The organism is Microbacterium radiodurans, from assembly GCF_008710705.1.
Classification (GTDB): domain Bacteria; phylum Actinomycetota; class Actinomycetes; order Actinomycetales; family Microbacteriaceae; genus Microbacterium; species Microbacterium radiodurans.
The window spans coordinates 545,248-568,301 of the sequence record NZ_VYRZ01000002.1 but is presented as its reverse complement, the minus strand read 5'-3'; the positions used below and the strand labels follow the sequence as shown (position 1 = coordinate 568,301).

20 protein-coding genes and 1 tRNA gene are annotated in these 23,054 nt (G+C 71.1%); 19 read left to right on the top strand and 2 right to left on the bottom strand.

Annotated elements, in window-relative coordinates; genetic code table 11:
* Positions 1–5: 5 nt before the first annotated feature.
* The 16 genes from F6B42_RS08555 (at position 6) to F6B42_RS08480 (ending at position 18,405) form a co-directional block, all read left to right on the top strand.
* Positions 6–1,331, top strand: a complete 1,326-nt coding sequence (locus F6B42_RS08555) for a replication-associated recombination protein A (RefSeq protein WP_150419177.1) — start codon at positions 6–8, stop codon at positions 1,329–1,331.
* Positions 1,328–2,866 (top strand): tetratricopeptide repeat protein, encoded by a 1,539-nt coding sequence (locus tag F6B42_RS08550; RefSeq protein WP_223878420.1) that lies wholly within the window; start codon positions 1,328–1,330, stop codon positions 2,864–2,866. Before F6B42_RS08555 ends, F6B42_RS08550 begins: the two co-directional genes overlap by 4 nt.
* Before the next feature lie 156 nt (positions 2,867–3,022).
* Positions 3,023–3,652: a 30S ribosomal protein S4 gene (gene rpsD / locus F6B42_RS08545; RefSeq protein ID WP_150419176.1), complete on the top strand. Its 630-nt coding sequence runs from the start codon at positions 3,023–3,025 to the stop codon at positions 3,650–3,652.
* 200 nt (positions 3,653–3,852) lie between these two features.
* Positions 3,853–4,149: an ATPase gene (locus tag F6B42_RS08540; RefSeq protein ID WP_191089310.1), complete on the top strand. Its 297-nt coding sequence runs from the start codon at positions 3,853–3,855 to the stop codon at positions 4,147–4,149.
* Between the two features lie 70 nt (positions 4,150–4,219).
* Positions 4,220–6,883, top strand: coding sequence for an alanine--tRNA ligase (gene alaS, locus F6B42_RS08535; protein ID WP_150419174.1), 2,664 nt, complete (start codon positions 4,220–4,222; stop codon positions 6,881–6,883).
* Positions 6,880–7,350, top strand: a complete 471-nt coding sequence (ruvX, locus tag F6B42_RS08530) for a Holliday junction resolvase RuvX (RefSeq protein ID WP_150419173.1) — start codon at positions 6,880–6,882, stop codon at positions 7,348–7,350. The genes alaS and ruvX overlap by 4 nt, the downstream gene beginning before the upstream one ends.
* 1 nt (position 7,351) lies before the next feature.
* Positions 7,352–8,623: an endolytic transglycosylase MltG gene (mltG, locus tag F6B42_RS08525; protein ID WP_150419172.1), complete on the top strand. Its 1,272-nt coding sequence runs from the start codon at positions 7,352–7,354 to the stop codon at positions 8,621–8,623.
* On the top strand, positions 8,613–9,458 hold the full coding sequence (locus tag F6B42_RS08520; protein ID WP_223878419.1) for a shikimate dehydrogenase family protein: 846 nt from the start codon (positions 8,613–8,615) through the stop codon (positions 9,456–9,458). Before mltG ends, F6B42_RS08520 begins: the two co-directional genes overlap by 11 nt.
* A 4-nt stretch (positions 9,459–9,462) precedes the next feature.
* Positions 9,463–10,674: a chorismate synthase gene (gene aroC / locus F6B42_RS08515; RefSeq protein ID WP_150419170.1), complete on the top strand. Its 1,212-nt coding sequence runs from the start codon at positions 9,463–9,465 to the stop codon at positions 10,672–10,674.
* Complete coding sequence (locus F6B42_RS08510) at positions 10,671–11,180, top strand: shikimate kinase (protein ID WP_150419169.1); 510 nt, start codon at positions 10,671–10,673, stop codon at positions 11,178–11,180. Before aroC ends, F6B42_RS08510 begins: the two co-directional genes overlap by 4 nt.
* Positions 11,177–12,253 (top strand): 3-dehydroquinate synthase, encoded by a 1,077-nt coding sequence (aroB, locus tag F6B42_RS08505; protein ID WP_150419168.1) that lies wholly within the window; start codon positions 11,177–11,179, stop codon positions 12,251–12,253. Before F6B42_RS08510 ends, aroB begins: the two co-directional genes overlap by 4 nt.
* Positions 12,254–12,276: 23 nt before the next feature.
* Positions 12,277–12,720: a type II 3-dehydroquinate dehydratase gene (aroQ, locus tag F6B42_RS08500; RefSeq protein ID WP_150419167.1), complete on the top strand. Its 444-nt coding sequence runs from the start codon at positions 12,277–12,279 to the stop codon at positions 12,718–12,720.
* A 53-nt stretch (positions 12,721–12,773) separates the two neighbouring features.
* Positions 12,774–13,334: an elongation factor P gene (gene efp, locus F6B42_RS08495; RefSeq protein ID WP_150419166.1), complete on the top strand. Its 561-nt coding sequence runs from the start codon at positions 12,774–12,776 to the stop codon at positions 13,332–13,334.
* A gap of 19 nt (positions 13,335–13,353) precedes the next feature.
* Entirely contained in the window at positions 13,354–13,764 is a 411-nt protein-coding gene (gene nusB, locus F6B42_RS08490; protein WP_150419165.1) for a transcription antitermination factor NusB, read from the top strand.
* 48 nt (positions 13,765–13,812) lie between these two features.
* Positions 13,813–16,758, top strand: a complete 2,946-nt coding sequence (locus F6B42_RS08485; RefSeq protein WP_223878418.1) for a DEAD/DEAH box helicase — start codon at positions 13,813–13,815, stop codon at positions 16,756–16,758.
* Positions 16,759–16,845: 87 nt separating this feature from the next.
* Positions 16,846–18,405, top strand: coding sequence for a Rieske 2Fe-2S domain-containing protein (locus F6B42_RS08480; protein WP_150419163.1), 1,560 nt, complete (start codon positions 16,846–16,848; stop codon positions 18,403–18,405).
* Between the two features lie 223 nt (positions 18,406–18,628).
* On the opposite strand, the gene F6B42_RS08475 is transcribed toward F6B42_RS08480, so the two are convergent.
* A tRNA-Met gene (locus F6B42_RS08475) sits at positions 18,629–18,702 on the bottom strand.
* Positions 18,703–18,808: 106 nt separating this feature from the next.
* On the opposite strand from F6B42_RS08475, the gene F6B42_RS08470 reads away from it, so the two are divergent.
* Together F6B42_RS08470 and F6B42_RS08465 are read left to right on the top strand one after the other, a co-directional pair.
* The gene (locus F6B42_RS08470) at positions 18,809–19,384 is read left to right on the top strand and encodes a DUF6328 family protein (RefSeq protein ID WP_223878417.1); all 576 of its coding nucleotides are present in this window, start codon (positions 18,809–18,811) and stop codon (positions 19,382–19,384) included.
* Entirely contained in the window at positions 19,381–20,211 is an 831-nt protein-coding gene (locus tag F6B42_RS08465) for a carbon-nitrogen hydrolase family protein (RefSeq protein ID WP_150419162.1), read from the top strand. Before F6B42_RS08470 ends, F6B42_RS08465 begins: the two co-directional genes overlap by 4 nt.
* Here F6B42_RS08465 and F6B42_RS08460 read toward each other — a convergent pair.
* Positions 20,185–21,384 (bottom strand): aminotransferase class I/II-fold pyridoxal phosphate-dependent enzyme, encoded by a 1,200-nt coding sequence (locus F6B42_RS08460; protein WP_150419161.1) that lies wholly within the window; start codon positions 21,382–21,384, stop codon positions 20,185–20,187. The two genes, F6B42_RS08465 and F6B42_RS08460, sit on opposite strands and share 27 nt — an antisense overlap.
* Positions 21,385–21,483: 99 nt before the next feature.
* Between F6B42_RS08460 and F6B42_RS08455 the strand changes: the two genes are divergently transcribed.
* Entirely contained in the window at positions 21,484–23,025 is a 1,542-nt protein-coding gene (locus F6B42_RS08455) for a S1C family serine protease (RefSeq protein WP_150419160.1), read from the top strand.
* The last annotated feature ends 29 nt before the right edge of the window (positions 23,026–23,054 follow it).

Sequence of the window (23,054 nt, the reverse complement as noted above, 5' to 3'; positions counted from 1 at the left end):
GAGCTGTGACCGACAGTGCTGCGCTCTTCCGCGGGCAGACGCCGCTCGCGGTGCGCATGCGGCCCGTCTCGCTCGACGAGGTGGCCGGCCAGGGGCATCTGCTGCGGCCCGGTTCGCCGCTGGTCGCCCTCGCGTCGCCGGACGGCAATCGCACCGGCGCCGTGTCGGTGATCCTGTGGGGTCCGCCGGGAACCGGCAAGACGACACTCGCGCAGGCCATCGCGCGCTCCTCGGGGCGGCGATTCGTCGAACTGTCGGCGGTGACCGCGGGCGTGAAGGACGTGCGCGAGGTCATGCAGGAGGCGATGAACCAGCGAGACCTCTACGGCATATCGACCATCCTCTTCCTCGACGAGATCCACCGGTTCACCAAAGCGCAGCAGGATGCGCTGCTCCCGGGGGTCGAGAACGGCTGGGTGCTGCTGATCGCGGCGACCACGGAGAATCCCTCGTTCTCCGTCGTCGCTCCGCTGCTCTCGCGTTCCCTGCTGCTGACGCTCCAGCCGCTCAGCGACGACGACCTCGGCGGACTCATCGATCGCGCGGTCGCGGACCCGCGCGGACTCGACGGCGCCGTCGCCCTCGGCGACGACGCACGGACGGCGCTGGTCCGGCTGGCGTCGGGCGATGCTCGCCGCGCGCTCACCTCGCTCGAGGCCGCGGCGACGATGGCCGAGCCGGCGGACGGCGACGAGGTCCCGACGATCAGCGCCGAAGACGTCGCCCAGGCGGTCGACCGCGCGCTGCTGCGCTACGACCGGCAGGGCGACGAGCACTACGACGTCATCAGCGCTTTCATCAAGTCGATCCGCGGTTCGGACGTGGATGCGGCGATGCACTACCTCGCGCGCATGATCGAAGCCGGCGAGGATCCGCGGTTCATCGCTCGCCGGCTCGTCATCTCAGCGTCGGAGGACATCGGCCTCGCCGATCCGCAGGCGCTGTCGATCGCGGTCGCCGCAGCCGATGCCGTCGCCTTCATCGGCATGCCGGAGGGGCGCATCCCGCTGGCCGAGGCGACCGCCTATCTCGCGACGACGGCCAAGTCGAACGCGGCCTACAACGCCATCAACGCTGCGATCGCCGACGTTCGCGCGGGCGGTTTCGGGCGCGTGCCGAAGCATCTGCGCGACGCCCACTACGCGGGGGCCAAGCGGCTCGGGCACGGCAAGGGGTACGTCTACCCGCACGACCTCGATGTCGGGGTGGCGACGCAGCAGTACCTGCCCGACGAACTGCGAGGGCGCCACTACTACGAGCCGACGCAGCGCGGGGTGGAGCGGGACATCTCCGCCCGCGTCGAGAAGCTCCGGAAGATCCTCGGGGAGTGAGCGTGCCAGACGAGCCGGACCCGGTCGGCGAGCCGGAGGCGTGGACTCCGCTCTCCGAGAGGCGCGTCTACGACGGCTACGTCCGCGTGCGCACCGATCGCTACCGTCTGCCCGATGGGGGCGAGAGCGACTGGGACGTCATCGAGATCCCCGACACCGTCACGGTGATCGCCATGACCCGAGACGATCGGGTCGTTCTGTTCGACCAGTACCGGGTGGGACCGCGACGGGTGCTCGGTGAGCTTCCCGGCGGTCTGATCGACCCGGGCGAGGATGCCGTGGCCGCCGGCATCCGCGAACTCCGCGAAGAGACGGGGTACCTGCCCGCGGCGACGTTCGACGCCGGTGCCGAGTGGGCGGCTGCGAACGTCACGCGCCGCCGCCACACGATCGTCGCCGCCGGGTGCGAGCTCGTCGGCGAGCCGGAATGGGGCGAGCACGAGCACGGTCGGGTGCGCACGATCGCCGCCGCCGACCTGATGCGACACCTTGCGACGGGGGAGATCAGCGACGGCGGCACGGCCCTGCGCGCGCTCCACGTCTTCGTGCGCGCGACGCTCGACGACGATGTGCTGCGCGCGCTGCAGCAGCGGGTCCGCTCGCTGCTCGCCGCTCCCGGCCCGCTCGAGCCGCCGTCGCCCGATGCGATCGACGGGTTCTGGCGCGATGCCGCGACGCTGCCGCCGGCGGATCTGCGGCCCGCTCTCGACCGGGCGCTGGCGCCGCGGCCCGCTGACGATCCCATCGCGCTGTACGAACGCGCGTCGCTCCACGACTACCTCGGGGAGGAGGCCGCGGCCGTCCCGCTCTACCGCGCGGCTCTCGCGGCCGGGCTGAGCGGTGAGCGCGTTCCGGCCGCCCGCATCCAGCTCGCGAGCTCGCTGCGCAACGTCGGCGACCCATCCGGCGCGATCGCCGTGTTGAAGGATTTCCCGCCCGACGATCCGCTGGCGCCGGCGGCGCAGGCGTTCCTGGCGCTCGCTCTCCTGGACGACGGCAAGCCCGCGCCGGCGCTGCGGACCGCGCTGCACGCCCTCGCGCCGACCCTGCCGGCGTACGGGCGGGCGGTGTCGTCGTACGCCGACGACGTCCGTGCGCCACGCCGCATCCGTGCCATCTCGGTCGCGCTCGTGGTGAAGGACGGTCACGTCCTCGCCGAGGAGTATCCGGAGACCGCGCGGCACGGCGCGTTCCTGCGAGCGCCGGGCGGCGGCATCGAGGTGGGGGAGAGCGCGGCCGACGCGATGCGTCGTGAGTTGCGCGAAGAGCTGGGGATCGAGGTAGAGGACGTCCGACGCGTCGCGGTGACCGAGAACATCTTCGACCGCGCGGGCGCCAGCGGCCACGAGATCGTCTCGGTGTTCGCGGTGCGCAGCGCGGCGCTCGATGCGCTGCCGCTGGATGCGCACCTTCCGGTGCTCGACGGCGACACCCGCGTCGGGTGGCATCGCCTCGACGGGCTCGATCGCGATCTGCCGTTCCACCCCGCCGAGGCCGGCGACCTCGCGCGCGCCGTCGCCGACGGCTCGCTCTGATAGAATAGATCGGCTCGAAGCCCAGTTTTCGGGCATCCCTCTCTCCTGACGAAGACCCCTCGGCGTGCTCCGGCGTGCAGTCCGAGGTGGGAGGGGAGATGGAGATACGTCCGTGAGTCGTGAGCGTCACGACCACGTCATCGGAAGGAGCACTTCGTGACCACGAAGTCTCAGGACCGCCGCAAGGTGCGTCTGTCGCGTGCCCTCGGCATCGCGCTCACCCCGAAGGCCGCCCGCTACCTCGAGAAGCGTCCCTACGCCCCGGGTGAGCACGGCCGCACCAAGCGCAAGGCCGACAGCGACTACGCGGTCCGTCTGCGCGAGAAGCAGCGTCTGCGCGAGCAGTACGGCATCCGCGAGAAGCAGATGCGCAACACGTTCAACGAGGCCCGCCGCAAGGACGGCCTGACCGGTGAGAACCTGGTCGAGCTCCTCGAGATGCGTCTCGACGCCCTCGTCGTGCGCGCCGGCTTCGCCCGCACGACCGCGCAGGCTCGCCAGCTCGTCGTGCACCGTCACATCAAGGTCGACGGTCAGCTCGTCGACCGCCCGTCCTTCCGCGTGAAGCCGGGTCAGCTCATTCACGTCAAGGAGAAGAGCGAGTCGCTCGAGCCGTTCCAGGTCGCAGCCGCCGGTGGTCACGCCGACGTCCTGCCCCCGGTTCCGGGTTACCTCGAGGTCGAGCTCGACAAGCTGCAGGCGCGCCTCGTGCGCCGCCCGAAGCGTGCCGAGGTGCCCGTGACGTGCGAAGTGCAGCTCGTCGTCGAGTACTACGCCGCGCGCTGAGCGGGGCGTAGTACAGCCGCGCAGCGGCGAACGGCTCTGTTACGCCGCGCGCTGAGCGGGGCGTAGTACAGCCGCGCAGCGGCGAACGGCTCTGTTACGCCGCGCGCTGAGCGGCGAACGGCTCGCTGACTGCCAGCACCGCCACGAAGGGCGTCGGGTTCTCCCGGCGCCCTTCGTGCTTTGCACCTAACATGGAAGCCATGAAGAACGCGCTGTGGTTCGTCCTGGGCGTCGCCGGCGGTTTCGTCGCCGCGCACGTCGTCAACAAAGACCCGCGCGGCCATGAGCTGCTCGCCGAAATCGACGGACGCATCTCCGAGTTCACCGACCGCATCGGCGACGCCTATCGTGCGCAGGAGGCCCGCATCGAGGGTCTCGCCGCCGATGTGAAGGATGTCGCCGCCGACGCGCTCGACGCGGCGAAGGGTGCCGCTGCCGACGCCGTCGAAGCGGCCCGTGACGCCGTCGCCGCGCCCGCGGCCGACCGCTCCCACTGATCGACCTGTTCCGCCCCGCGCCACGTCCCGTCGGGACGCGGCGCCGCCGTCTGCCTGCCGAAGGACCCCGATGAAGACCGCCGAGATCGCCCAGCGCTACCTGGACTACTTCGAGAAGAAGGGGCACACGATCGTCCCCTCCGCCTCGCTCGTCACCGACGATCCGGCGCTGCTGTTCACCGTCGCGGGCATGGTGCCCTTCATCCCCTACCTCTCGGGCGACGTGCCGCCGCCCTACCCGCGCGCCGCCGACGTGCAGAAGTGCATCCGCACGAACGACATCGAAGAAGTCGGCAAGACGCCGCGCCACGGCACCTTCTTCCAGATGCTCGGCAACTGGTCGTTCGGCGACTACTTCAAGGACGGCGCGATCGCGTTCGCCTGGGACTTCCTCACCGGTGCCGAATCCGAGGGGGGCCTGGGCTTCGATCCGAAGGATCTCTGGGTCACCGTCTACGAGGAGGACGACGAGGCCCGTGAGCTGTGGCTGAAGCACTCGACGCTGCCCGATGAGCGCATCCAGCGTCTCGGCAAGGACACCAACTACTGGAGCACCGGGCTGCCCGGTCCCGCCGGCCCGTGCTCCGAGATCTTCTTCGACCGCGGCCCCGCGTACGGTATCGACGGCGGACCGGCGACCGACGACGACCGGTACGTCGAGATCTGGAACCTGGTGTTCATGCAGTACGAGATCGCCGACGTGCGCTCGAAGTACGACTTCACGATCGTCGGCGAGCTGCCGAACAAGAACATCGACACCGGCATGGGGCTCGAGCGCGTCGCGTTCATCAAGCAGGGCGTCGACAACATGTACGAGACCGATCAGGTCCGTCCGGTGCTCGACAAGGCCGTGGAGCTGTCGCGCAAGACCTACGGCGCCGACCACGAGGACGACGTCCGCTTCCGCGTCATCGCCGATCACGTGCGCTCGTCGCTCATGCTGCTCTCCGACGGCGTGACCCCCTCCAACGACGGTCGCGGCTACATCCTGCGTCGCCTCATGCGCCGCGCCATCCGTTCGATGCGCCTGCTGGGCGTCGACGGTCCGAGCTTCGCCGAGCTGTTCGCCGCGTCGCGGGACGCGATGAAAGAGGCGTACCCGATCGTCGAGACCGACTACGCGCGTCTGTCGCAGTACGCGCTCGCCGAGGAGGCGACCTTCCTCCGGACCCTCGCCGCCGGCTCCGAGCTCTTGGACGAATCGGTCGCGCTGACCAAGACCACCGGCGGTGCGCAGCTGAGCGGCGCCCAGGCGTTCCTCCTGCACGACACGTACGGCTTCCCGATCGACCTGACTCTCGAGATCGTCGAGGAGGCAGGCCTCACGGTCGACCGTGGCGCGTTCGACACGCTCATGCAGGAGCAGCGCGAGCGGGCGAAGGCCGACGCGCGCTCCCGCAAGGGTCAGCTCGCCGATACGAGCGTCTACCGCGACTTCCGCGCTCAGGGTGAGACGGTGTTCACCGGCTACACCGAGCTCGAGACCGGATCGCGGGTGCTCGGCATCCTCGTCGGCGGCGCCTCCGTCGACCGCGCGACGCAGGGCCAGATCGCCGAGGTCATCCTCGCCGAGACCGCGCTCTACGCCGAGTCGGGCGGGCAGGTCGCCGACAAGGGCGTGATCGTGGGCCCCGGCTACGAGCTCGAGGTGCTCGACGTGCAGAAGCCGGTCCCCGGTCTCGTGAGCCACACGGTCGAGGTGACGACCGGCGAGGTCGCGGTCGGCGAGGCGGCGACGACGGTGGTGGATGCCGCGAACCGGCGCGCGGCCCAGCAGGCGCATTCCGCGACCCACCTCGTCCACGCGGCGCTTCGCGACACGCTCGGCAGGAGCGCGACGCAGGCCGGTTCGCTGAACCGCGCCGGCTACCTGCGTTTCGACTTCTCGTGGGGCCAGGCGCTCTCGAGCGAGACCCGGACGGAGATCGAGGAGATCGCGAACAACGCCGTCCGCGACAACCTCGAGGTCACCACCCGCATCATGTCGCTCGACGAGGCGAAGGCGGCGGGTGCGATGGCGCTGTTCGGCGAGAAGTACGGCGAGACCGTGCGGATGGTCGACATCGGGGGACCGTGGTCGCGCGAGCTCTGCGCCGGCACCCACGTCGGATCGAGCGCGGAGGTCGGACTCATCAACCTCATCGGCGAATCGTCGGTCGGCGCGTCGAACCGTCGTGTCGAGGCGCTCGTCGGGCAGGACGCGTTCCGCGAGCTCGCCGCCGAGCGGGCCATCGTCTCGCAGCTCACGAGCTCGCTCAAGACGCCGCGCGACCAGCTCGCGACGCGCGTCGCCGAACTCGCCGCGAGCCTGAAGGCGGCCGAGAAGCGCATCGCCCAGTTCGAGGCCCGCGCGCTCGCCGATCGGCTGCCGCAGCTCGTGTCGGCCGCGGTGTCGGCGGGCCCGGTGCAGGTGGTGGCCGAGGCGCTCGGCGCCGCGGCATCCGCTGATGACGTGCGCTCGCTCGCGCTGCAGGTGCGCGACCGCCTCGGCGCCGACACCGCATCCGTCGTCGCCCTCGGCGCGGTCGTGGGGGAGCGCCCGGTCGTGATCGTCGCCACGAGCGAGCCCGCCCGCGCCGCCGGAGCGAAGGCCGGCGTCTTCGCCAAGACCGCTGCGGCGGCCCTCGGGGGCGGCGGCGGTGGCCGCGACGACGTCGCGCAGGGCGGCGGGACGGACGCCGCGGCGCTCCCGATGGCGCTCGAGGCGATCCGGACGGCGGCGGGCGGTCTGTGACCGGCTTCCGCCGGGGGGTGAGACTCGGAATCGACGTCGGGACGGCGCGCGTGGGCGTCGCCCGTGCGGACCGCGACGGATTGCTGGCGGTGCCGGTCGAGACCGTCGCCCGCGGTGACGGCGATCTGGCGAGGATCCGTGCCCTGGCGGACGAGTACGAGGCGTTCGAACTCGTCGTCGGGCTGCCGGTCGCGCTGAGCGGACGCGAGACCGCCTCGACGGCCGACGCCCGCGCGTTCGCCCAGTCGCTGGCGGATTCCGGACGTCAGGTCCGCCTCATCGACGAGAGGCTCAGCACGGTGAGCGCGCATTCCGCGCTCCGCGGTTCCGGCCGTTCCCAGCGTTCTTCTCGTAGCATTGTGGATCAGGTCGCCGCCGTTGTGCTGCTGCAGCAAGCCCTCGACGTCGAGAAGAGCACCGGAAACCCGGCCGGTGCTCCCGTCGCACCCTCGCAGGAGCCCACCTGACATGACTGACCTTCCGCCGCACGACGGCCGAGCCCCGCTGAGCCGGCGCGCCGCACGAGCGGCCGCCACAGGCTCCGAGAGCAGCGCGGAACGGCCGGCGTCGGCGCGGACGCCCGCGGCGGGCACGCTCGACGCGCTCTTCACGGGCGAGGTCGACACGCACGACATCGGCCGCGTTCCGACCCGCCACGATCGCGACCGGCGCAAGAGCCGCATCGCCAAATGGGTCGTGCTGATCGTCATCCTCGCGATCGTCGGCGGTATCGGCGCCGGTGCAGCGTGGGTGTGGTCGACGTACGAGACCCAGATCCGCTCGGTCATGGGCTGGGAGGAGCCGAAGGACTTCCAACCCGGCGAAGCGACCGGCGAAGTGCTCGTGACGATCGTCACGGGCGACAACGGCTCGACGATCTCGCAGACGCTCTTCGACCAGGGCGTCACCAAGACCGCCTCGGCGTTCTACGACTACCTCATCGCCTCGGTGCAGGATCCGCCGTTCCAGCCGGGCGTCTACGCGCTGCAGGAGCGGATGACCTCCGAGGCCGCCCTCGCCCTGCTCCTCGACCCCGCGAGCAAGCGCCAGGAGGCCGCGCAGCTGCGCGAGGGACTCACGGTCGAGCAGTCGCTGCCGATCCTCGCCGAGGGCACGGGCGTCCCGGTCGAGGACTTCCAGGCCGCCGTCGCCGACCCGTCGGCCTACGGCGTGTCCGCTGCGAGCCTGGAGGGCTGGCTGTTCCCGGCCACCTACCAGTTCGATCCCGGCACGAGCGCCGCGCAGATCATCCAGACCCTCGTGAACCGCACCGTCGAGTCGCTGGATAGGGCGGGAGTGCCGGCCGATCAGCGTGAGCGGATCCTCACGATCGCCTCGATCATCGAGCGCGAGGCGCGCCTGGACGAGGACTTCTACAAGGTGTCGCGCGTCATCGAGAACCGTCTCGCCGACGGAATGCTGCTGCAGATGGATTCGACGGCGCAGTACGGTGCCGGCGAGCTCGACGGCGGCAGCGTGAGCACGAGCGAGGGCGCGCAGTTCCAGGACAACGACTGGAACACCTACGTGCGCGAGGGGCTGCCGATCGGGCCGATCGCCAACCCCGGCGACAACGCCATCGACGCCGCGATGAAACCCGCGGACGGACCGTGGCTGTACTTCGTCACCTGGAACATGGACACCGGCGAGACGATCTTCTCCGAGACGTTCGAGCAGCACGAGGCCGGCATCGCCCAGTGGCATGCCTGGTGCGACGCGAACGACAACCGTGGCTGCTGAGGGCCCGGCGACACGGCGCTTCGAGGTCTGGGGCGACCCGATCGCGCACAGCCTGTCGCCCGCGCTCCACACCGCGGCGTATGCGCGTCTCGGGCTCACCTGGACCTACGGCCGACGTCGCGTCGACGAGGCGGGGTTCGCGCGCGAGCTGGGATCGCTCGATCCCGACACCCACGGTCTCTCCCTCACGATGCCGCTGAAGACCGTCGCACACGCTGCCGCGCGGTCGCGTGACGAGGCGGCGGAACTGACCGGCGCGGCCAACACCCTCGTCCGCTCCGGCGCCGGGTTCGCCGCCGTCAACACCGACGTCGGCGGCCTCGCCGCGGCGCTCTTCGAGGTCGGGGCGCAGGGGGCCGAGCGCGCCCGCATCGTCGGGGCCGGCGCGACCGCCACCTCGGCGCTGGTGTCGTTGCAGCGGATCGGCGCAACTCGCGTGGAGGTGGCGGCGCGCCGACCGAATGCCGCAGCGCCGCTGCGTTCGCTCGCGGACCGCCTCGGGGTGCAGCTGTCGGTCGTCCCGCTCGCCGAGCCGGTCGGCGACGTCGACCTCACCGTCTCGACGCTCCCCGGCGACGCGCCCGTCGATGCAGCGGACGCCGACCGGCTCGCCGCGCACGGCGGCATCCTCTTCGACGTCGTCTACGGCACGTGGCCGACGGTCCTCGGCGCGGCGTGGCAGGAGCGCCGCCTGCCCGCGCATCCGGGCACGGCGATGCTGCTCCACCAAGCCGTCCGGCAGATCCGGGTCTTCACGAGCGGCGACCCCGACGCCGAGCTCGCGGACGAGCATGCCGTCATCGCCGTCATGCGCCGAGCGCTCGTGGGAGGATAGACGAATGCTCCGCGTGCTCACGGCCGGCGAATCGCACGGCCCCGAACTCGTCGCCCTCATGGAGGGCCTCCCCGCCGGCGTTCCCGTCTCGCGCGCCGCGATCCAGGCCGACCTGGCCCGCCGCAAGCTCGGCTACGGACGCGGCTCGCGCATGAAGTTCGAAGAGGACGAGCTGACGATCTCGTCGGGCGTCCGGCACGGCTTCAGCCTCGGAAGCCCGATCGCCGTCCGCATCGGCAACACCGAATGGCCCAAGTGGGTCGAGGTGATGAGCGCGGAGCCGGTCGAGCTCACCGAGAAGTCCCGCGGCCGCAGCGCGCCTCTCACGCGACCCCGCCCGGGTCACGCCGATCTCGTCGGCATGCAGAAGTACGGCTTCGCCGAGGCCCGTCCGATCCTCGAGCGCGCGAGCGCCCGCGAGACGGCGGCCCGCGTTGCCCTCGGCGCGATCGCTCGATCGTTCCTCGGCGAGCTGGGCATCCGGCTCGTGAGCCACACGCTGTCGATCGGCCCCGTGCAGGTGCCGGAGGGGGCCGCGCTGCCCACCGCCGACGACGTCGACACGCTCGACGCCGATCCGCTGCGCTGCTTCGATGCCGAGACCTCGGCCGCGATGGTCGCCGAGGTCGACGCCGCGAAGAAGGACGGCGACACGCTCGGCGGCATCGTCGAGGTGCTCGCCTACGGGCTGCCGCCGGGACTCGGCTCGCACGTCCAGTGGGATCGCCGCCTCGACGCCAGGCTCGCGCAGGCGCTCATGGGCATCCAGGCAATCAAGGGCGTCGAGGTCGGCGACGGCTTCGAGACGACGCGCCGCCGCGGCTCTGCGGCCCACGACGAGCTGTTCGCGGGCGACGAGGGCATCGCGCGCTCCAGCGACCGCGCGGGCGGCACGGAGGGCGGCATGTCCACCGGCACCGTGCTGCGGGTGCGCGCGGGGATGAAGCCCATCGCGACGATCCCGCGGGCGCTGCGCACGGTCGACGTCGCCACCGGCGACGCGGCGACCGCCCACCACCAGCGATCCGACGTCTGCGCCGTGCCCGCTTCGGGCGTCGTCGCCGAGGCGATGGTCGCGATCGTGCTGGCGGAGGCGGTGCTGGAGAAGTTCGGCGGCGACAGCGTGCCGGAGACCCGGCGGAACCTCGAGGGCTACCTCGCCGCGATCCCCGAGACGCTCCGCTCGGTCGCGCACAGCGACGACGCGCTCGGATGACCGACCGCGCGATCGTCCTGATCGGTCCGATGGGGGCCGGCAAATCGAGCATCGGCAAGAAGCTCGCGCGCGCCCTCGGCGTCGCGTTCACCGACAGCGACAGTCTCATCGCCCGTGCCCACGGGCCGATCGAGCAGATCTTCCGCGAGCACGGCGAGGCCCGCTTCCGCGAGCTGGAGGCCGCCGCCGTCGCCGAGGCTCTCGCGGCCGGAGGCGTGGTCGCCCTCGGCGGGGGCGCCGTGCTGCACGCCGACACGCAGCGCGCGCTGCGCGAGCACCGCGTCGTGCTGCTGACCGTGTCGGAGCGCACGATCGCGGGGCGGCTTCGCGACACCACCCGCCCGCTGCTGCAGGGCGACGATCCGATCGCCCGGTGGCGCGAGGTGTTCGCCGCGCGGCGCGATCTCTACGACAGCCTGGCCGAGGCGACCTTCGACACCTCGACCGGACCGATCCAGGACATCGTCGACGCCGTCGCGGCGTGGGCGCAGGAGGAGACGACATGACCGAGAACACCGTCATCACCGTCGGCGGCGACGCCCCCTACGACGTGACCGTGGGCCGCGGCATCCTGCCCCTGATCGGCGAGGCGCTGCCTGCCGCGGCGCGGAAGGTGCTCATCATCCACCCTCCGACGCTGTCGGCTCAGGCCGAGCAGCTGCGCGCGCTGCTCGGAGCCGACCGGCAGGTTCTGCTGGCCGAGATCCCCGACGCCGAGCAGGGCAAGCGCGTGGAGGTCGCCGCGTTCTGCTGGCAGGTGCTCGGGCAAGCCGACTTCACCCGCACCGACGCCGTCATCGGGTTCGGCGGGGGAGCCGTCACCGACCTCGCGGGCTTCGTCGCCGCGACGTGGCTGCGCGGCGTCGCCCTCGTGCAGGTGCCCACGACCGTGCTCGGCATGGTCGATGCCGCCGTCGGCGGCAAGACCGGCATCAACACGGCCGAGGGCAAGAATCTCGTCGGCGCATTCTGGCCGCCGCGCGCGGTCGTCTGCGATCTCGACCTGCTCGACGGGCTCTCGCGCAACGAGCGCGTCGCCGGTTTCGCCGAGGTCGTCAAAGCCGGATTCATCTGGCATCCTGAGATCCTCGACCTCATCGAAGCCGACCCCGAAGCGGCCGTCGACCCGCGCAGCGACGCCTTCCGTCGCAGCATCGAGCTCGCGATCGACATGAAGGCGCGGGTCGTCGGCGAAGACCTCCGCGAGGCGGGATTGCGCGAGGTGCTCAACTACGGGCACACGCTCGGTCATGCGATCGAGCACGCCGAGCGCTACCAGTGGCGTCACGGGGCCGCGATCTCGGTCGGGATGCTGTTCGCCGCCGAGCTCTCGCGGCTCGCCGGCCGGCTCTCCGACGACGCCGCGGCACGTCACCGCTCGATCCTCGAGACCCTGGGACTGCCGACCTCGTACCGCGCCGGAGCATGGAACCAGCTGCTGGCGACCATGCAGCGCGACAAGAAGGCGCGCGGCGCGATGCTGCGCTTCATCGTGCTCGACGACATCGCGAAGCCCACGGTGCTGCAGGCTCCCGACGAGTCGCTGCTGTTCGCCGCCTACCAGGAGGTCGGCGCCTGACCGGCGTCGGTAGTGTGGGGCGCGTGAGCTCCCCCCGTCGCCTCCTGCTGGTCAACGGACCGAACCTGAACCTTCTGGGAACGCGCGAGCCCGAGATCTATGGGCGCGAGACCCTCGCCGACGTCGAGGCGCTGGTTGCGGCGACTGCGGCCGAGCGCGGTGTCGAGGTGCGGAGCGTGCAGAGCAACCACGAGGGTGTGCTGATCGACGAGATCCACGCCGCTCGCGAGGACTGCGCAGGGATCGTCATCAACCCCGGCGGCCTCACGCACACCTCGGTCGTGCTGCGCGACGCCCTCGCCGGAGTCGCGCTGCCGGTCGCCGAGGTGCACATCTCGGACGTCTACGCTCGCGAGGCGTTCCGGCACCACTCCTACGTCGCCGACGTGGCCGTCGTGCACGTCATCGGCGAGGGCGTCGCCGGCTACGCTCGCGCGACGCAGCAGCTGCTCGACATCCTCACGTAGAATCGATCGTCGGCCCTTCGGCCGCCCGACCACACGAACGGAACTCCACACTCATGGCATCGACCGCAGACATCAAGAACGGCGTCGTCCTCAGCATCGACGGTCAGCTCTGGAACGTCATCGAGTTCCAGCACGTCAAGCCCGGCAAGGGCGGCGCGTTCGTGCGCACCAAGCTGAAGAACGTCCTCTCGGGCAAGGTCGTCGACCGCACCTACAACGCCGGCGCGAAGATCGACATCGAGAACGTCGACCGCCGTGACTTCACCTACCTCTACAACGACGGCGACAACTTCGTCTTCATGGACGTCGACGACTACGACCAGATCAACGTCGCCGCGGCGACCGTCGGGGACGCGAAGAACTACCTGCTCGAGAACCAGCAGGTGCAGATCGCGCTCAACAACGGCAACCCCCTTTACATCGAGCTCCCGGCCTCGGTCGTCCTCGAGATCACCTACACGGAGCCGGGCCTGCAGGGCGACCGCTCCTCGGCCGGCACGAAGTCGGCGACGGTCGAGACGGGCCACGAGATCCAGGTGCCGCTGTTCGTCGAGCAGGGCACGAAGGTCAAGGTCGACACCCGCACGGGTGACTACCTCGGCCGCGTGAACTGATCTCGGCGGAGCCGCCTCGATGAGTGCCCGTTCGAAGGCGCGCAAGCGCGCGCTCGACATCCTGTACCAGTCCGACATCCGCGGTGACGAGCTGCCGGTGACCCTCGCGGCCGAGGCCAAGCGCGCGGCCCTCGAGCCGGCGCGCGAGGCCTCGTGGCTGTACGCGCGCGAGATCATCGACGGCGTCATCGACAACGGCGACGACATCGACGAGCAGATCACGACGTCCTCCAAGGACTGGTCGCTCGCGCGCATGCCGGCGGTCGATCGCGCGATCCTGCGTCTCGGCGTCTGGGAGATCGTCTACAACGACGAGGTTCCCGCCGCGGTCGCGATCGACGAGGCCGTCGAGCTCGCCAAGGAGTTCTCCACCGACGGCTCGGGCGCCTTCGTGCACGGCGTGCTCGCGCGCGTCGCGCGGCTGGGCTGATCACGACGTCGGAGGCTGCCGCAAGGATCCTCGCATGACGAGGCGATCGTGACCGGCCCGGGGACGCCTGCCGCCCGCAGGCCGTCGTGGCGTGCGGTGCTCGCCGCGACGGCGGCCGAGGACACCCCCGTGGCGCTCGGGATCCAGCTGCGCCAGCGCGAGGACGCGGCCGCAGCACACTGGGGACCGCGTCGCGTCCTGCCCGCGACTGCACGGAGCGTCGAGACCTCGTCCGGCGAGCTGCGGCTCGCGGCGCGGCCGTTGGCACGGAGCGGAACCAGCGGACGCTGGGTGCAGGGCGATGAGACGTGGGAGTCGCTCCGACGCGGCGCGTGGCGCGTCGATCCGGCGCGGCTGCGGTGGTTCGCGACGCTCTACGGCATCGCTCACGACGCGCGGGTGCTCGGGGGATTCGCCGATTCCGATTGGCTCACGCTCGACGGCGCCGACTCCGACCTGCTGTGGCCGCACCTGCGCGCGGCGACGGCGCTCGGCATCCCGATCGTGTCGACGCGCCCCGACCAGCACGTGCAGCTGGGCGACAGCGGATCGGTCGACCTCCGTATCGATCCGTGGGAAGGCGGGCTGACGCTGGCGGCGACCGCTCGCATCGACGACGCGGAGGCGGCGGCGCTGGCACGCCCGCTGGGCCACGTCGGCGTCTACACGGTGGACCGAGTCGCGGACGCGCTCCGGGTCCGCTTCGCGCCCGTGGCGCTCGGCGCCGGGGTTCGTGCACTTCTCGCAGCGGGGGAGCCCGTCGTGGTGCCGGCCGACGAGGCGGAGGACTTCCTCCGAGACGCCTACCCGCGCCTGGCCCGCGAGACGACCGAGGCCGTCGTCCTCGCCGCGGGTGCCGGCGTACGGCTGCCGCGGCCGCAGCGTACGAGCGCCGTCGTGACGGTCGAGCAGCGGCCGCGCGATGAGCTCGCGTACGCCATCGTCTGGCAGGTGCCCGGAGCGGGACGGATGCCGCTGGCCGCCGCGCGCGAGCGCGACGACGAGCGCGGCGAGCTGCGGGGGAGGATCGAGAACGCGTGGGCGCAGGCCACCGGCGAGCCGTTCGCGCCGGCGGGGGGACGGGCGGGCGTCGATGCGGCCGAGTTCACGACGCGGGTGCTGCCCGCGCTCGAAGGGCTGGACGACGTGCGGGTCGAGATCACCGGCGTGCGACGTTCCTACCGCGAATTGTCGGGGGATCCCCGTATCACCGTCCGGACGGTGGAGACGACGGATGCCGATTGGTTCGAGCTCGGCGTCCATGTCGAGGTGGAAGGGCGTCGCATCCCGTTCCGCCCGCTCTTCACGGCGCTCGCGCAGCGTCGGAAGAAGATGCTGCTCTCGGACGGTGCCTACTTCGCGCTGGCGCACCCGGCTCTGGACCGGTTGCGCGACCTCATCGAGGATTCGCGCGATCTCGTCGAGTGGGAGACCGGAGCACGCGTCAGCCGGTACCAGGTGGACCTGTGGTCGGACTTCGAGGATCTCGCCGACCAGAGCGAGCCGGCTGCGCGGTGGCACGCCGCGGCCGAGGGCCTGCGCCGGTCGCCGACGGCGCCCGCCCCGTCGCCGCCCACCGGCCTCGCGACCACCCTGCGCCCCTATCAGCGCGACGGCTTCGCGTGGCTCGCGGCCCTGCGGGATGCACGCCTGGGCGGCGTCCTCGCCGACGACATGGGACTCGGCAAGACCCTGCAGCTGCTCGCCCTGCTCGTGCACGCTCGGGCGCAGGGCGAGATCCGTCCGGCGCTCGTCGTCGCCCCGACGTCGGTCGTCACGGCGTGGCGGGAGCAGGCGGCCCGTCATGCCCCGGGCCTGCGCGTGCGGATCGTCGAGAGCTCGGGTCAGCGGTTCGACGACATCGGAGCCGACACCGACGTCGTCGTCACCTCTTACGCGCTCCTGCGGCTCGACGCCGACGCCTACGCGGTGCCCGACTGGTCCACCGTCGTCCTCGACGAGGCCCAGTACGTGAAGAATCCGCGAACGCGCGTCCATCGGGCGGCCCTCGCGCTGCGCGGCGACGTCGTCTTCGCGGCGACCGGCACCCCGCTCGAGAACAGCCTGACCGACCTCTGGGCGATCCTCTCGCTGACCTCGCCGGGACTGTTCCCCTCCGCCCGACGGTTCCGCGAGGAATACGTCCTGCCGATCGAGCACGGCCGCGTGGATGAGAACCTCGGAGGAGGCCCGGCTCGCGAGCGCCGGCTCGGCCGGCTGCGCCGCCGCGTCCGCCCGTTCCTCCTCCGGCGCACGAAGGACCTCGTCGCCGCGGATCTGCCACCGCGACAGGAGCAGGACGTGCGGGTGGAGCTCTCGAGCGGCCACCGCGCCGTCTACGAGCGGGTCCTGCAGCGCGAGCGGCGGAAGATCCTCGGTCTGCTCGACGACCTCGACAGTCAGCGTTTCATCGTGTTCCGCTCGCTGACGCTGCTGCGTCTGCTGGCCCTCGCACCCTCGCTCGTGGATGCCGGGGGCCCGGGCCTCGCCTCGAGCAAGCTCGCCGCGCTGAGGGAGCGTCTGGGGGATGTGGTCGCGGAGGGGCACCGCGCGCTCGTCTTCAGCCAGTTCACGTCGTTCCTCGACGTCGTCGCGGCCGACCTGCGGGCGGCAGGCATCGGCTTCGTGCGGCTCGACGGCTCCACCACCCGGCGCGGCGAGGTCGTCGACGCGTTCCGACGGGGCGACGAACCGGTGTTCCTCATCAGCCTCAAGGCGGGCGGCGTCGGCCTGACCCTGACGGAAGCCGACTACGTGTTCCTGTTGGACCCCTGGTGGAACCCCGCGGCCGAGCAGCAGGCGATCGACCGAACCCACCGCATCGGTCAGGAGCGGCCGGTCACGGTGTACCGGCTCATCGCCGCCGGGACGATCGAGGAGAAGGTGCTCGACCTCCAGCGGCGCAAGGCGCGTCTGGCGAGCTCGGTGCTCGACGCCGACGGAGCGTTCTCGACGGCGCTCACCGCGGCCGACATCCGGGATCTCCTCGCCTGAGACGGCCGCGTTCTGACACGGCCACCCCACGCGTTGCCCAGCAGGGCCTCACGTAGACTCGATCAGTCGCAACAGGAGGTCATCGTCATGCGCATCACAGGCCTGGGACATGCCGGAATGTTCATCGAGACGGCGGGGGGCAGCATCCTCTGCGACCCGGTCGTCGGTCCGAGCTTCTTCGGCTCCTGGTTCCCGTTCCCCGACAACCGCGGGCTCGATTGGGAGCGCTTCGGTCGCGCCGACTTCCTCTACATCTCGCACCGGCACCGCGACCACTTCGATCCGGCGCTGCTGCGCGAGCACGTGCCGACCAGCATCCGCGTGCTGCTGCCGGATTACCCCACCGATGACCTCGAGACCGACCTGCGCGCGCTCGGGTACGACAACATCGTCTACACCCAGAGCGGGGTGCCGCTCGAGTTCGGCGATCTGAAGGTCATGGTGACGCCGCTGCGGGCACCCAGCGACGGACCGATCGGCGACTCGTCGCTGTCTGTCGACGACGGCACCGCGTCGGTGCTGAACCAGAACGACTCGCATCCGCTTGATCTCGAGAAGCTGCTGTCGTTCGGGAAGCCCGACGCGTACTTCACGCAGGTCTCCGGCGCGATCTGGTGGCCGATGGTCTACGACCTGCCGCAGGACGCCAAGCAGAACTTCGCGCAGCTCAAGCGCGACGCGCAGAACAAGCGCGCGATGTACTACATCGACAAGGTCGATGCGCCTCACGTCTTCCCGATGGCGGGGCCGCCCATGTTCCTGCGCGAGGAGCTCTTCCGCTACAACGGGTGGGGCGAGCAGAACGACTCGATCTTCACCGACCAGGCGCAGTTCCTCGAGCACATGGCGGGCGAGCGGCCCGATCAGAAGGGTTACCTCTTCGTGCCCGGCACGCAGGTCGACATCGAGGGCGGCGACCTGTCGGTGTCTCAGACCCTCTACAGCGACGCCGAGATCGAGCGCATCTTCTCGGACAAGTGGGCGTACCTCGCCGAGCAGCGGGACAGCAGGCAGGAAGAGGTCCGCGCCGAGATCGCCCGGCGTGCGCCGGTCCTGCCGCCGGACGAGATGCTGCAGGAGATCAAGCAGTGGTGGGAGCCGCTGCTGCGGCGTGCGCGCACGATCCGCAACGGCGTCGGAGGAATGGTGCGGTTCCGCATCGGCGACCTCGACATGGTCGTCGACTTCCCGAAGGCGAAAGTGCGAGAGTACGCGGGCGAGGACTGCATCTACTGGTACACGATCCCCGCCGATCTCGTCTCGACGAACATCCGCGACCACGAGATCGACTGGTCGAACTCCATCTTCCTCTCCATGCAGTTCGAGGTCGGCCGCAGCGGCAAGTTCAACGAGTTCCTGACCACGTTCCTCAAGTGCCTCTCGCGCGATCGCATCGAGTACGTCGAGAACTGGTACGCCGAGCAGTCGGACCAGACCGAGGACGCCCAGATCGAGGACTGGACCGTGCAGCGGCGCTGCCCCCACCTCCGGGCGGATCTGACGAAGACCGGCAAGATCGAGGACGGCGTCCTCACCTGTTCGCTCCACGACTGGAAGTGGGACCTCGCGAGCGGTCGGTGCCTGACGACCCAGGGGCACGGCATCCGCGCCAGCCGCGTCGACGAGGCGGTCGCGGCGGGCTCCTGACCCCGGCTCCTGATCCCCGCTCCTGAGCCCGAGCGGAAGGGGGCGGGTGGTCCACCCGGACCGCCCGCCCCTGTTGCGCGTGGTCTGCGGCGTGTGACGGAGGCGATCTGCGCGCGGGAGGTTGTGCCGCGGCATCCTGACCTGTGACGCGCAGATCTCCTTCGTGGCACCGGCCGGACAACGACGAAGGCCCCGCTTTTCAGCGGGGCCTTCGTGTCTTCTGTTGCGGGGACAGGATTTGAACCTGCGACCTCTGGGTTATGAGCCCAGCGAGCTACCGAGCTGCTCCACCCCGCGGCACAAGAGTTAACACTAGCACGGGGTTCGGGGGCTGTCGAATCGGGGCCGGCTCGGCGCGTCGCGGCGGTTGCCGAGCGACGACGCCCGGCACCAGGATGGGCAGATGGCCACCGATCCGACGGCGTCCGCCGATCCGCGGGCCGACCTCCCGGGGGACGGTCGACGCGAGAGCGCCGACGAACGCGCCGACCGCAACTGGAGCGAACTGCTCCAAGAGCTGCGCGTTCTCCAGACGGGAACGCAGATCCTCACCGGGTTCCTGCTGGCCCTGGCCTTCCAGCCGGCGTTCACCGAGCTCTCCGGCCCGCAGCGCGCGTTCTACCTCACCCTCGTCGTGCTCGCGGCTCTCAGCGCGATCGTGGCTCTCGCGCCCGTTGCGCTCCACCGGGGGCTCTTCCGCCGACACGAGAAGCCCGTCATCGTCGCCTTCGGCCACGTCGCCCTGCTGACGGCGCTCGTCACGGTGTCGGTGCTGCTGGTGGGCGTGGTCGTCTTCGTGTTCGACATCGTTCTGGATGCCGCGGCATCCTGGATCGCGGGAGGCGTCCTCGCCGTCGTGATCGTGCTGCTGTGGGTCGCGGCCCCCGTCGCGTTCCGCCGTCGTGGTCCCGTCGCGCCGCCGAGCCGAGACGACCAGCCGACCGAGCACCCCACCACCGAGGAGCACCCGACACGATGATCCCGCTCGCCGTCGCACAGTTCGCCCCCGGCGCCGACCGCGACGCCAACCTCCGCGACATCGCCGAGCTCACGGCACGGGCAGCCGACCGCGGCGCGCGCGTCGTCGTGCTGCCCGAGTACTCGAGCTACTTCGTCGATCCGTTCGACGACAGCCTCGTCGACAACGCCGAGGACCTCGACGGCCCGGCCCCCGGCGACTTCGTCTCCGCGCTCGTCGACCTCGCCGCGCAGCACGACGTTCACCTGGTCGCCGGTCTGCTCGAATCGGCCGCGGACAGCCGTCGCGTGCGCAACACCGTCGTCGCTGTTGACCGCACCGGCGTCCTGGCGCGGTACCGCAAACTGCACCTCTACGACGCGTTCGGGCAGCGGGAGTCCGACTGGGTCGAGGCGGGCGCCATCGCCCGACCCGAGACGTTCGACGTCGACGGCACGCGCTTCGCCCTGATGACCTGCTACGACCTGCGGTTCCCCGAAGCGACCCGCATCCTGGCCGACACGGGCGCGCACGCCGTCCTCGTGCCGGCGCAGTGGGTGCGCGGTCCGCTCAAGGAGCTGCACTGGAACACCCTGCTGCGTGCACGTGCCATCGAGAACACGCTCTTCGTCGCCGCAGCCGACCACCCGCCGCCCCTCGGGGTGGGCGATTCCGCGATCATCGATCCGCAGGGCGTGCAGATCGCCGGGGTCGGAACCGGTCGTGACATCGCCGTCGCGATGGTCGACCCGGACGCCGTCGCCCGCGTGCGCCGCACGAACCCGGCGCTGGAGCTGCGTCGATTCGCGGTGGTGCCGCGTTCAGAAGGCGGCAGCGAGCCGTCGTGAGGCCTCGCTGAGGACCTCGGGCCGCTTGCATGCCGCGAACCGGACGAGCGTCCGGTAGCGCGAGCGCCCCTCGTCGGTCGCGAACGCGGTGAGCGGGATCGCCACCACGCCGGCGCGGTGGGGGAGTTCGCGGCAGAAGGTCGCGGCATCGACGGCTCCGAGAGCCGCGGCGTCGGCGACCGTGAAGTACGAGCCCGCCGGCACCGCGACGTCGAACCCCGCCTCGAGCAGGCCCGCGCCGATCGTGTCGCGTCCGGCCCGCAGCGTGTCGCGGATGCCGCGGAACACCGACTCGGGAAGCCGCAGGCCGACGGCGACGGCGGGCTGGAACGGGCCCGCGCTGACGTAGGTGAGGAACTGCTTCACCGCGAGCACCGCCTGGACGAACTCGGCGGGTCCGCTGATCCAACCGACCTTCCACCCCGTGACCGAGAACGTCTTGCCCGCCGACGACACCGTCAGCGTCCGCTCGAACGCGCCCGGCAGCGCGGCGATCGGCTTGTGTGGCCCATCGAAGACGAGGTGCTCGTAGACCTCGTCGGTGAGGATCAGGGCGTCGTGCTCGTGGGCGAGACGGACGATCTCGCGCTTGACATCGTCGGCGAAGACCGTGCCGGTCGGGTTGTGCGGATCGTTGACCAGGATGAGGCGTGTGCGGTCGGAGACCGCGGCGCGCAGCTCGTCGAGATCCGGCTGGAAATGCGGCCACCGCAGCGGCACCGGCACGAGCCGCGCTCCCGAGAGTGCGATGAGTGCGCTGTATGCGTCGTAGAACGGCTCGAAGACGACGATCTCGTCGTCGGCACCGTCGACGAGGGCGAGGATCGTCGCGGCGAGCGCCTCGGTCGCTCCGGCGGTGACGAGGATGTCGCGGTCCGCGTCGAGCCGGATGCCGTACCGATTCGCCTGGTGCTCGGCGATGGCGGCGAGGAGGTCGGGCTCGCCGCGGCCCGGCGGGTACTGGTTGAAGCCGGCGGCGATGGCGTCGCGCGCCGCCTCGAGCACGGCGGCCGGTCCGTCGGAGTCGGGGAACCCCTGACCGAGGTTGATGGCGCCGGTTCGAGCCGCCAGGGCGCTCATCTCGGCGAAGATGGTCGGAGTGGCCGTGCCGTCGTCGGCGAGGAGCCCCGCTCCTCGAGCCGCTCGGCGCCAGGCGCCGGAAACCTCGTGCATCCGGCTCAGGCTACACGCATAGGGCGGTCCCAACACGGGCATAGGCAAACCACAGAGTCCGGCGGCACTCTTGTCTCGCTGGGAAAAAGGAGCAACCCGATGAGCGAGACGAACACCCCCGACGACCGCACGCCCGACGAGCGGGACGGCGACGGTCGCAGCGACCGCTTCGCCGCAGAGCCGGCCGCCGCGGACCGGACCGATGCGTACGACGCGCAGCCGGGCGACGTGACGGCCCCCGAGGCCGCTGCCGCGCCCGCGACCGCCGCTGCCGCCGAACCGGTCGCGGGCATCCCCCCGCGACCGCCGCTGCCCGAGACCCCCGCCGGCGCGGGCTTCGGCGGCTACGCCGGCCCGGGAGCGTCGTCGTACACGGGCGCGCACCCGACCCAGCCCACGCAGCCGTACACCGCCGTCTACGCTCCCGGCGCACCGACGACGGCGAAGTCGTCGAAGGTCGGCGGCGGCAAGGTCGCGGCGATCCTCATCGCGGCCGCCCTCGTCGGCGGAGCCGCCGGAGTCGGCGGTGCCGCGGCCGTCGGGTCGTCGTTCATCGCCGCTCCGGCGTCGTCGTCGTCGGGTCCGTCGTCCATCACGGTCAACAACCCCGACTCCGTCAACGCGACGACCGCGATCGCCACGAAGGTCCTGCCGAGCGTCGTCACGATCTCCGCCTCGGCCGGAACGTCCGGCGGCACCGGCTCGGGCGTCGTCCTGAGCGAGGACGGATACGTTCTGACCAACACCCACGTCGTCACCCTCGACGGAGCGACGGGCGACCCGACGCTGTCCGTCACGACATCGGACGGACGGGTGTACACGGCGACCCTCGTCGGGACGGATCCGACCTACGACCTCGCGGTCATCAAGCTCGAGGACGCCTCGGGATTGACCCCGATCGAGTTCGGCGACTCGTCGTCACTGAACGTCGGCGATCAGACCGTGGCGGTGGGTGCGCCGCTCGGGCTCTCCAACACCGTGACGACCGGAATCGTCAGCGCCCTCAACCGGTCGATCCAGATCGCCTCCTCCGCCGCGCCCGAGGGCGGCGACAGCCAGCAGGAGACGCCCGGCGGCCGTACGCCGTTCGAGTTCGACTTCGGTCAGGGCCAGCAGCAGGGGTCGAGCGCGTCGTCGTCGATCGCCATCTCGGTCATCCAGACGGATGCCGCCATCAACCCGGGCAACTCGGGCGGCGCGCTCGTCGACAGCAAGGGCCGCCTCATCGGCATCAACGTCGCGATCGCGAGCGCCGGCGGATCGTCCTCCGGCGAGGCCGGATCGATCGGTGTCGGCTTCGCGATCCCCTCGAACGTCGCCGAGCGCGTCGCGCAGGAGATCCGCGAGAACGGCAGCGCGAGCCACGGTCTGCTCGGCGCCACGGTGGGCGATGCCGCAGCGGCCGCAGGAGCGACGCACGCGGGTGCTCTCATCAACGAGGTCACCGAGGGCGGCGCTGCGGCCAGCGCCGGGCTCCGGAGCGGCGACATCGTCACCGAGTTCAACGGCGTCGCCATCACCGACCAGGTGGACCTGACCGCCCAGGTGCGCGCGCTCGCCGGCGGTGCCGAGGCGGAGATCACCTACCTCCGGAACGGTTCCGAGGAAACCGCGACGGTCACGCTCGGCGAGCTGCAGTAGGCGGCAGAACGAGGCAGAACGAGAAGGAC

Coding starts and splice junctions, on each gene's coding strand:
- F6B42_RS08540 (WP_191089310.1), top strand. CDS start 3,853: ATGAAGAACGCGCTGTGGTTCGTCCTGGGCGTCGCCGGCGGTTTCGTC.
- alaS (WP_150419174.1), top strand. CDS start 4,220: ATGAAGACCGCCGAGATCGCCCAGCGCTACCTGGACTACTTCGAGAAG.
- mltG (WP_150419172.1), top strand. CDS start 7,352: ATGACTGACCTTCCGCCGCACGACGGCCGAGCCCCGCTGAGCCGGCGC.
- aroC (WP_150419170.1), top strand. CDS start 9,463: ATGCTCCGCGTGCTCACGGCCGGCGAATCGCACGGCCCCGAACTCGTC.
- F6B42_RS08510 (WP_150419169.1), top strand. CDS start 10,671: ATGACCGACCGCGCGATCGTCCTGATCGGTCCGATGGGGGCCGGCAAA.
- aroB (WP_150419168.1), top strand. CDS start 11,177: ATGACCGAGAACACCGTCATCACCGTCGGCGGCGACGCCCCCTACGAC.
- efp (WP_150419166.1), top strand. CDS start 12,774: ATGGCATCGACCGCAGACATCAAGAACGGCGTCGTCCTCAGCATCGAC.
- nusB (WP_150419165.1), top strand. CDS start 13,354: ATGAGTGCCCGTTCGAAGGCGCGCAAGCGCGCGCTCGACATCCTGTAC.
- F6B42_RS08480 (WP_150419163.1), top strand. CDS start 16,846: ATGCGCATCACAGGCCTGGGACATGCCGGAATGTTCATCGAGACGGCG.
- F6B42_RS08470 (WP_223878417.1), top strand. CDS start 18,809: ATGGCCACCGATCCGACGGCGTCCGCCGATCCGCGGGCCGACCTCCCG.
- F6B42_RS08465 (WP_150419162.1), top strand. CDS start 19,381: ATGATCCCGCTCGCCGTCGCACAGTTCGCCCCCGGCGCCGACCGCGAC.
- F6B42_RS08460 (WP_150419161.1), bottom strand. CDS start 21,384: ATGCACGAGGTTTCCGGCGCCTGGCGCCGAGCGGCTCGAGGAGCGGGG.
- F6B42_RS08455 (WP_150419160.1), top strand. CDS start 21,484: ATGAGCGAGACGAACACCCCCGACGACCGCACGCCCGACGAGCGGGAC.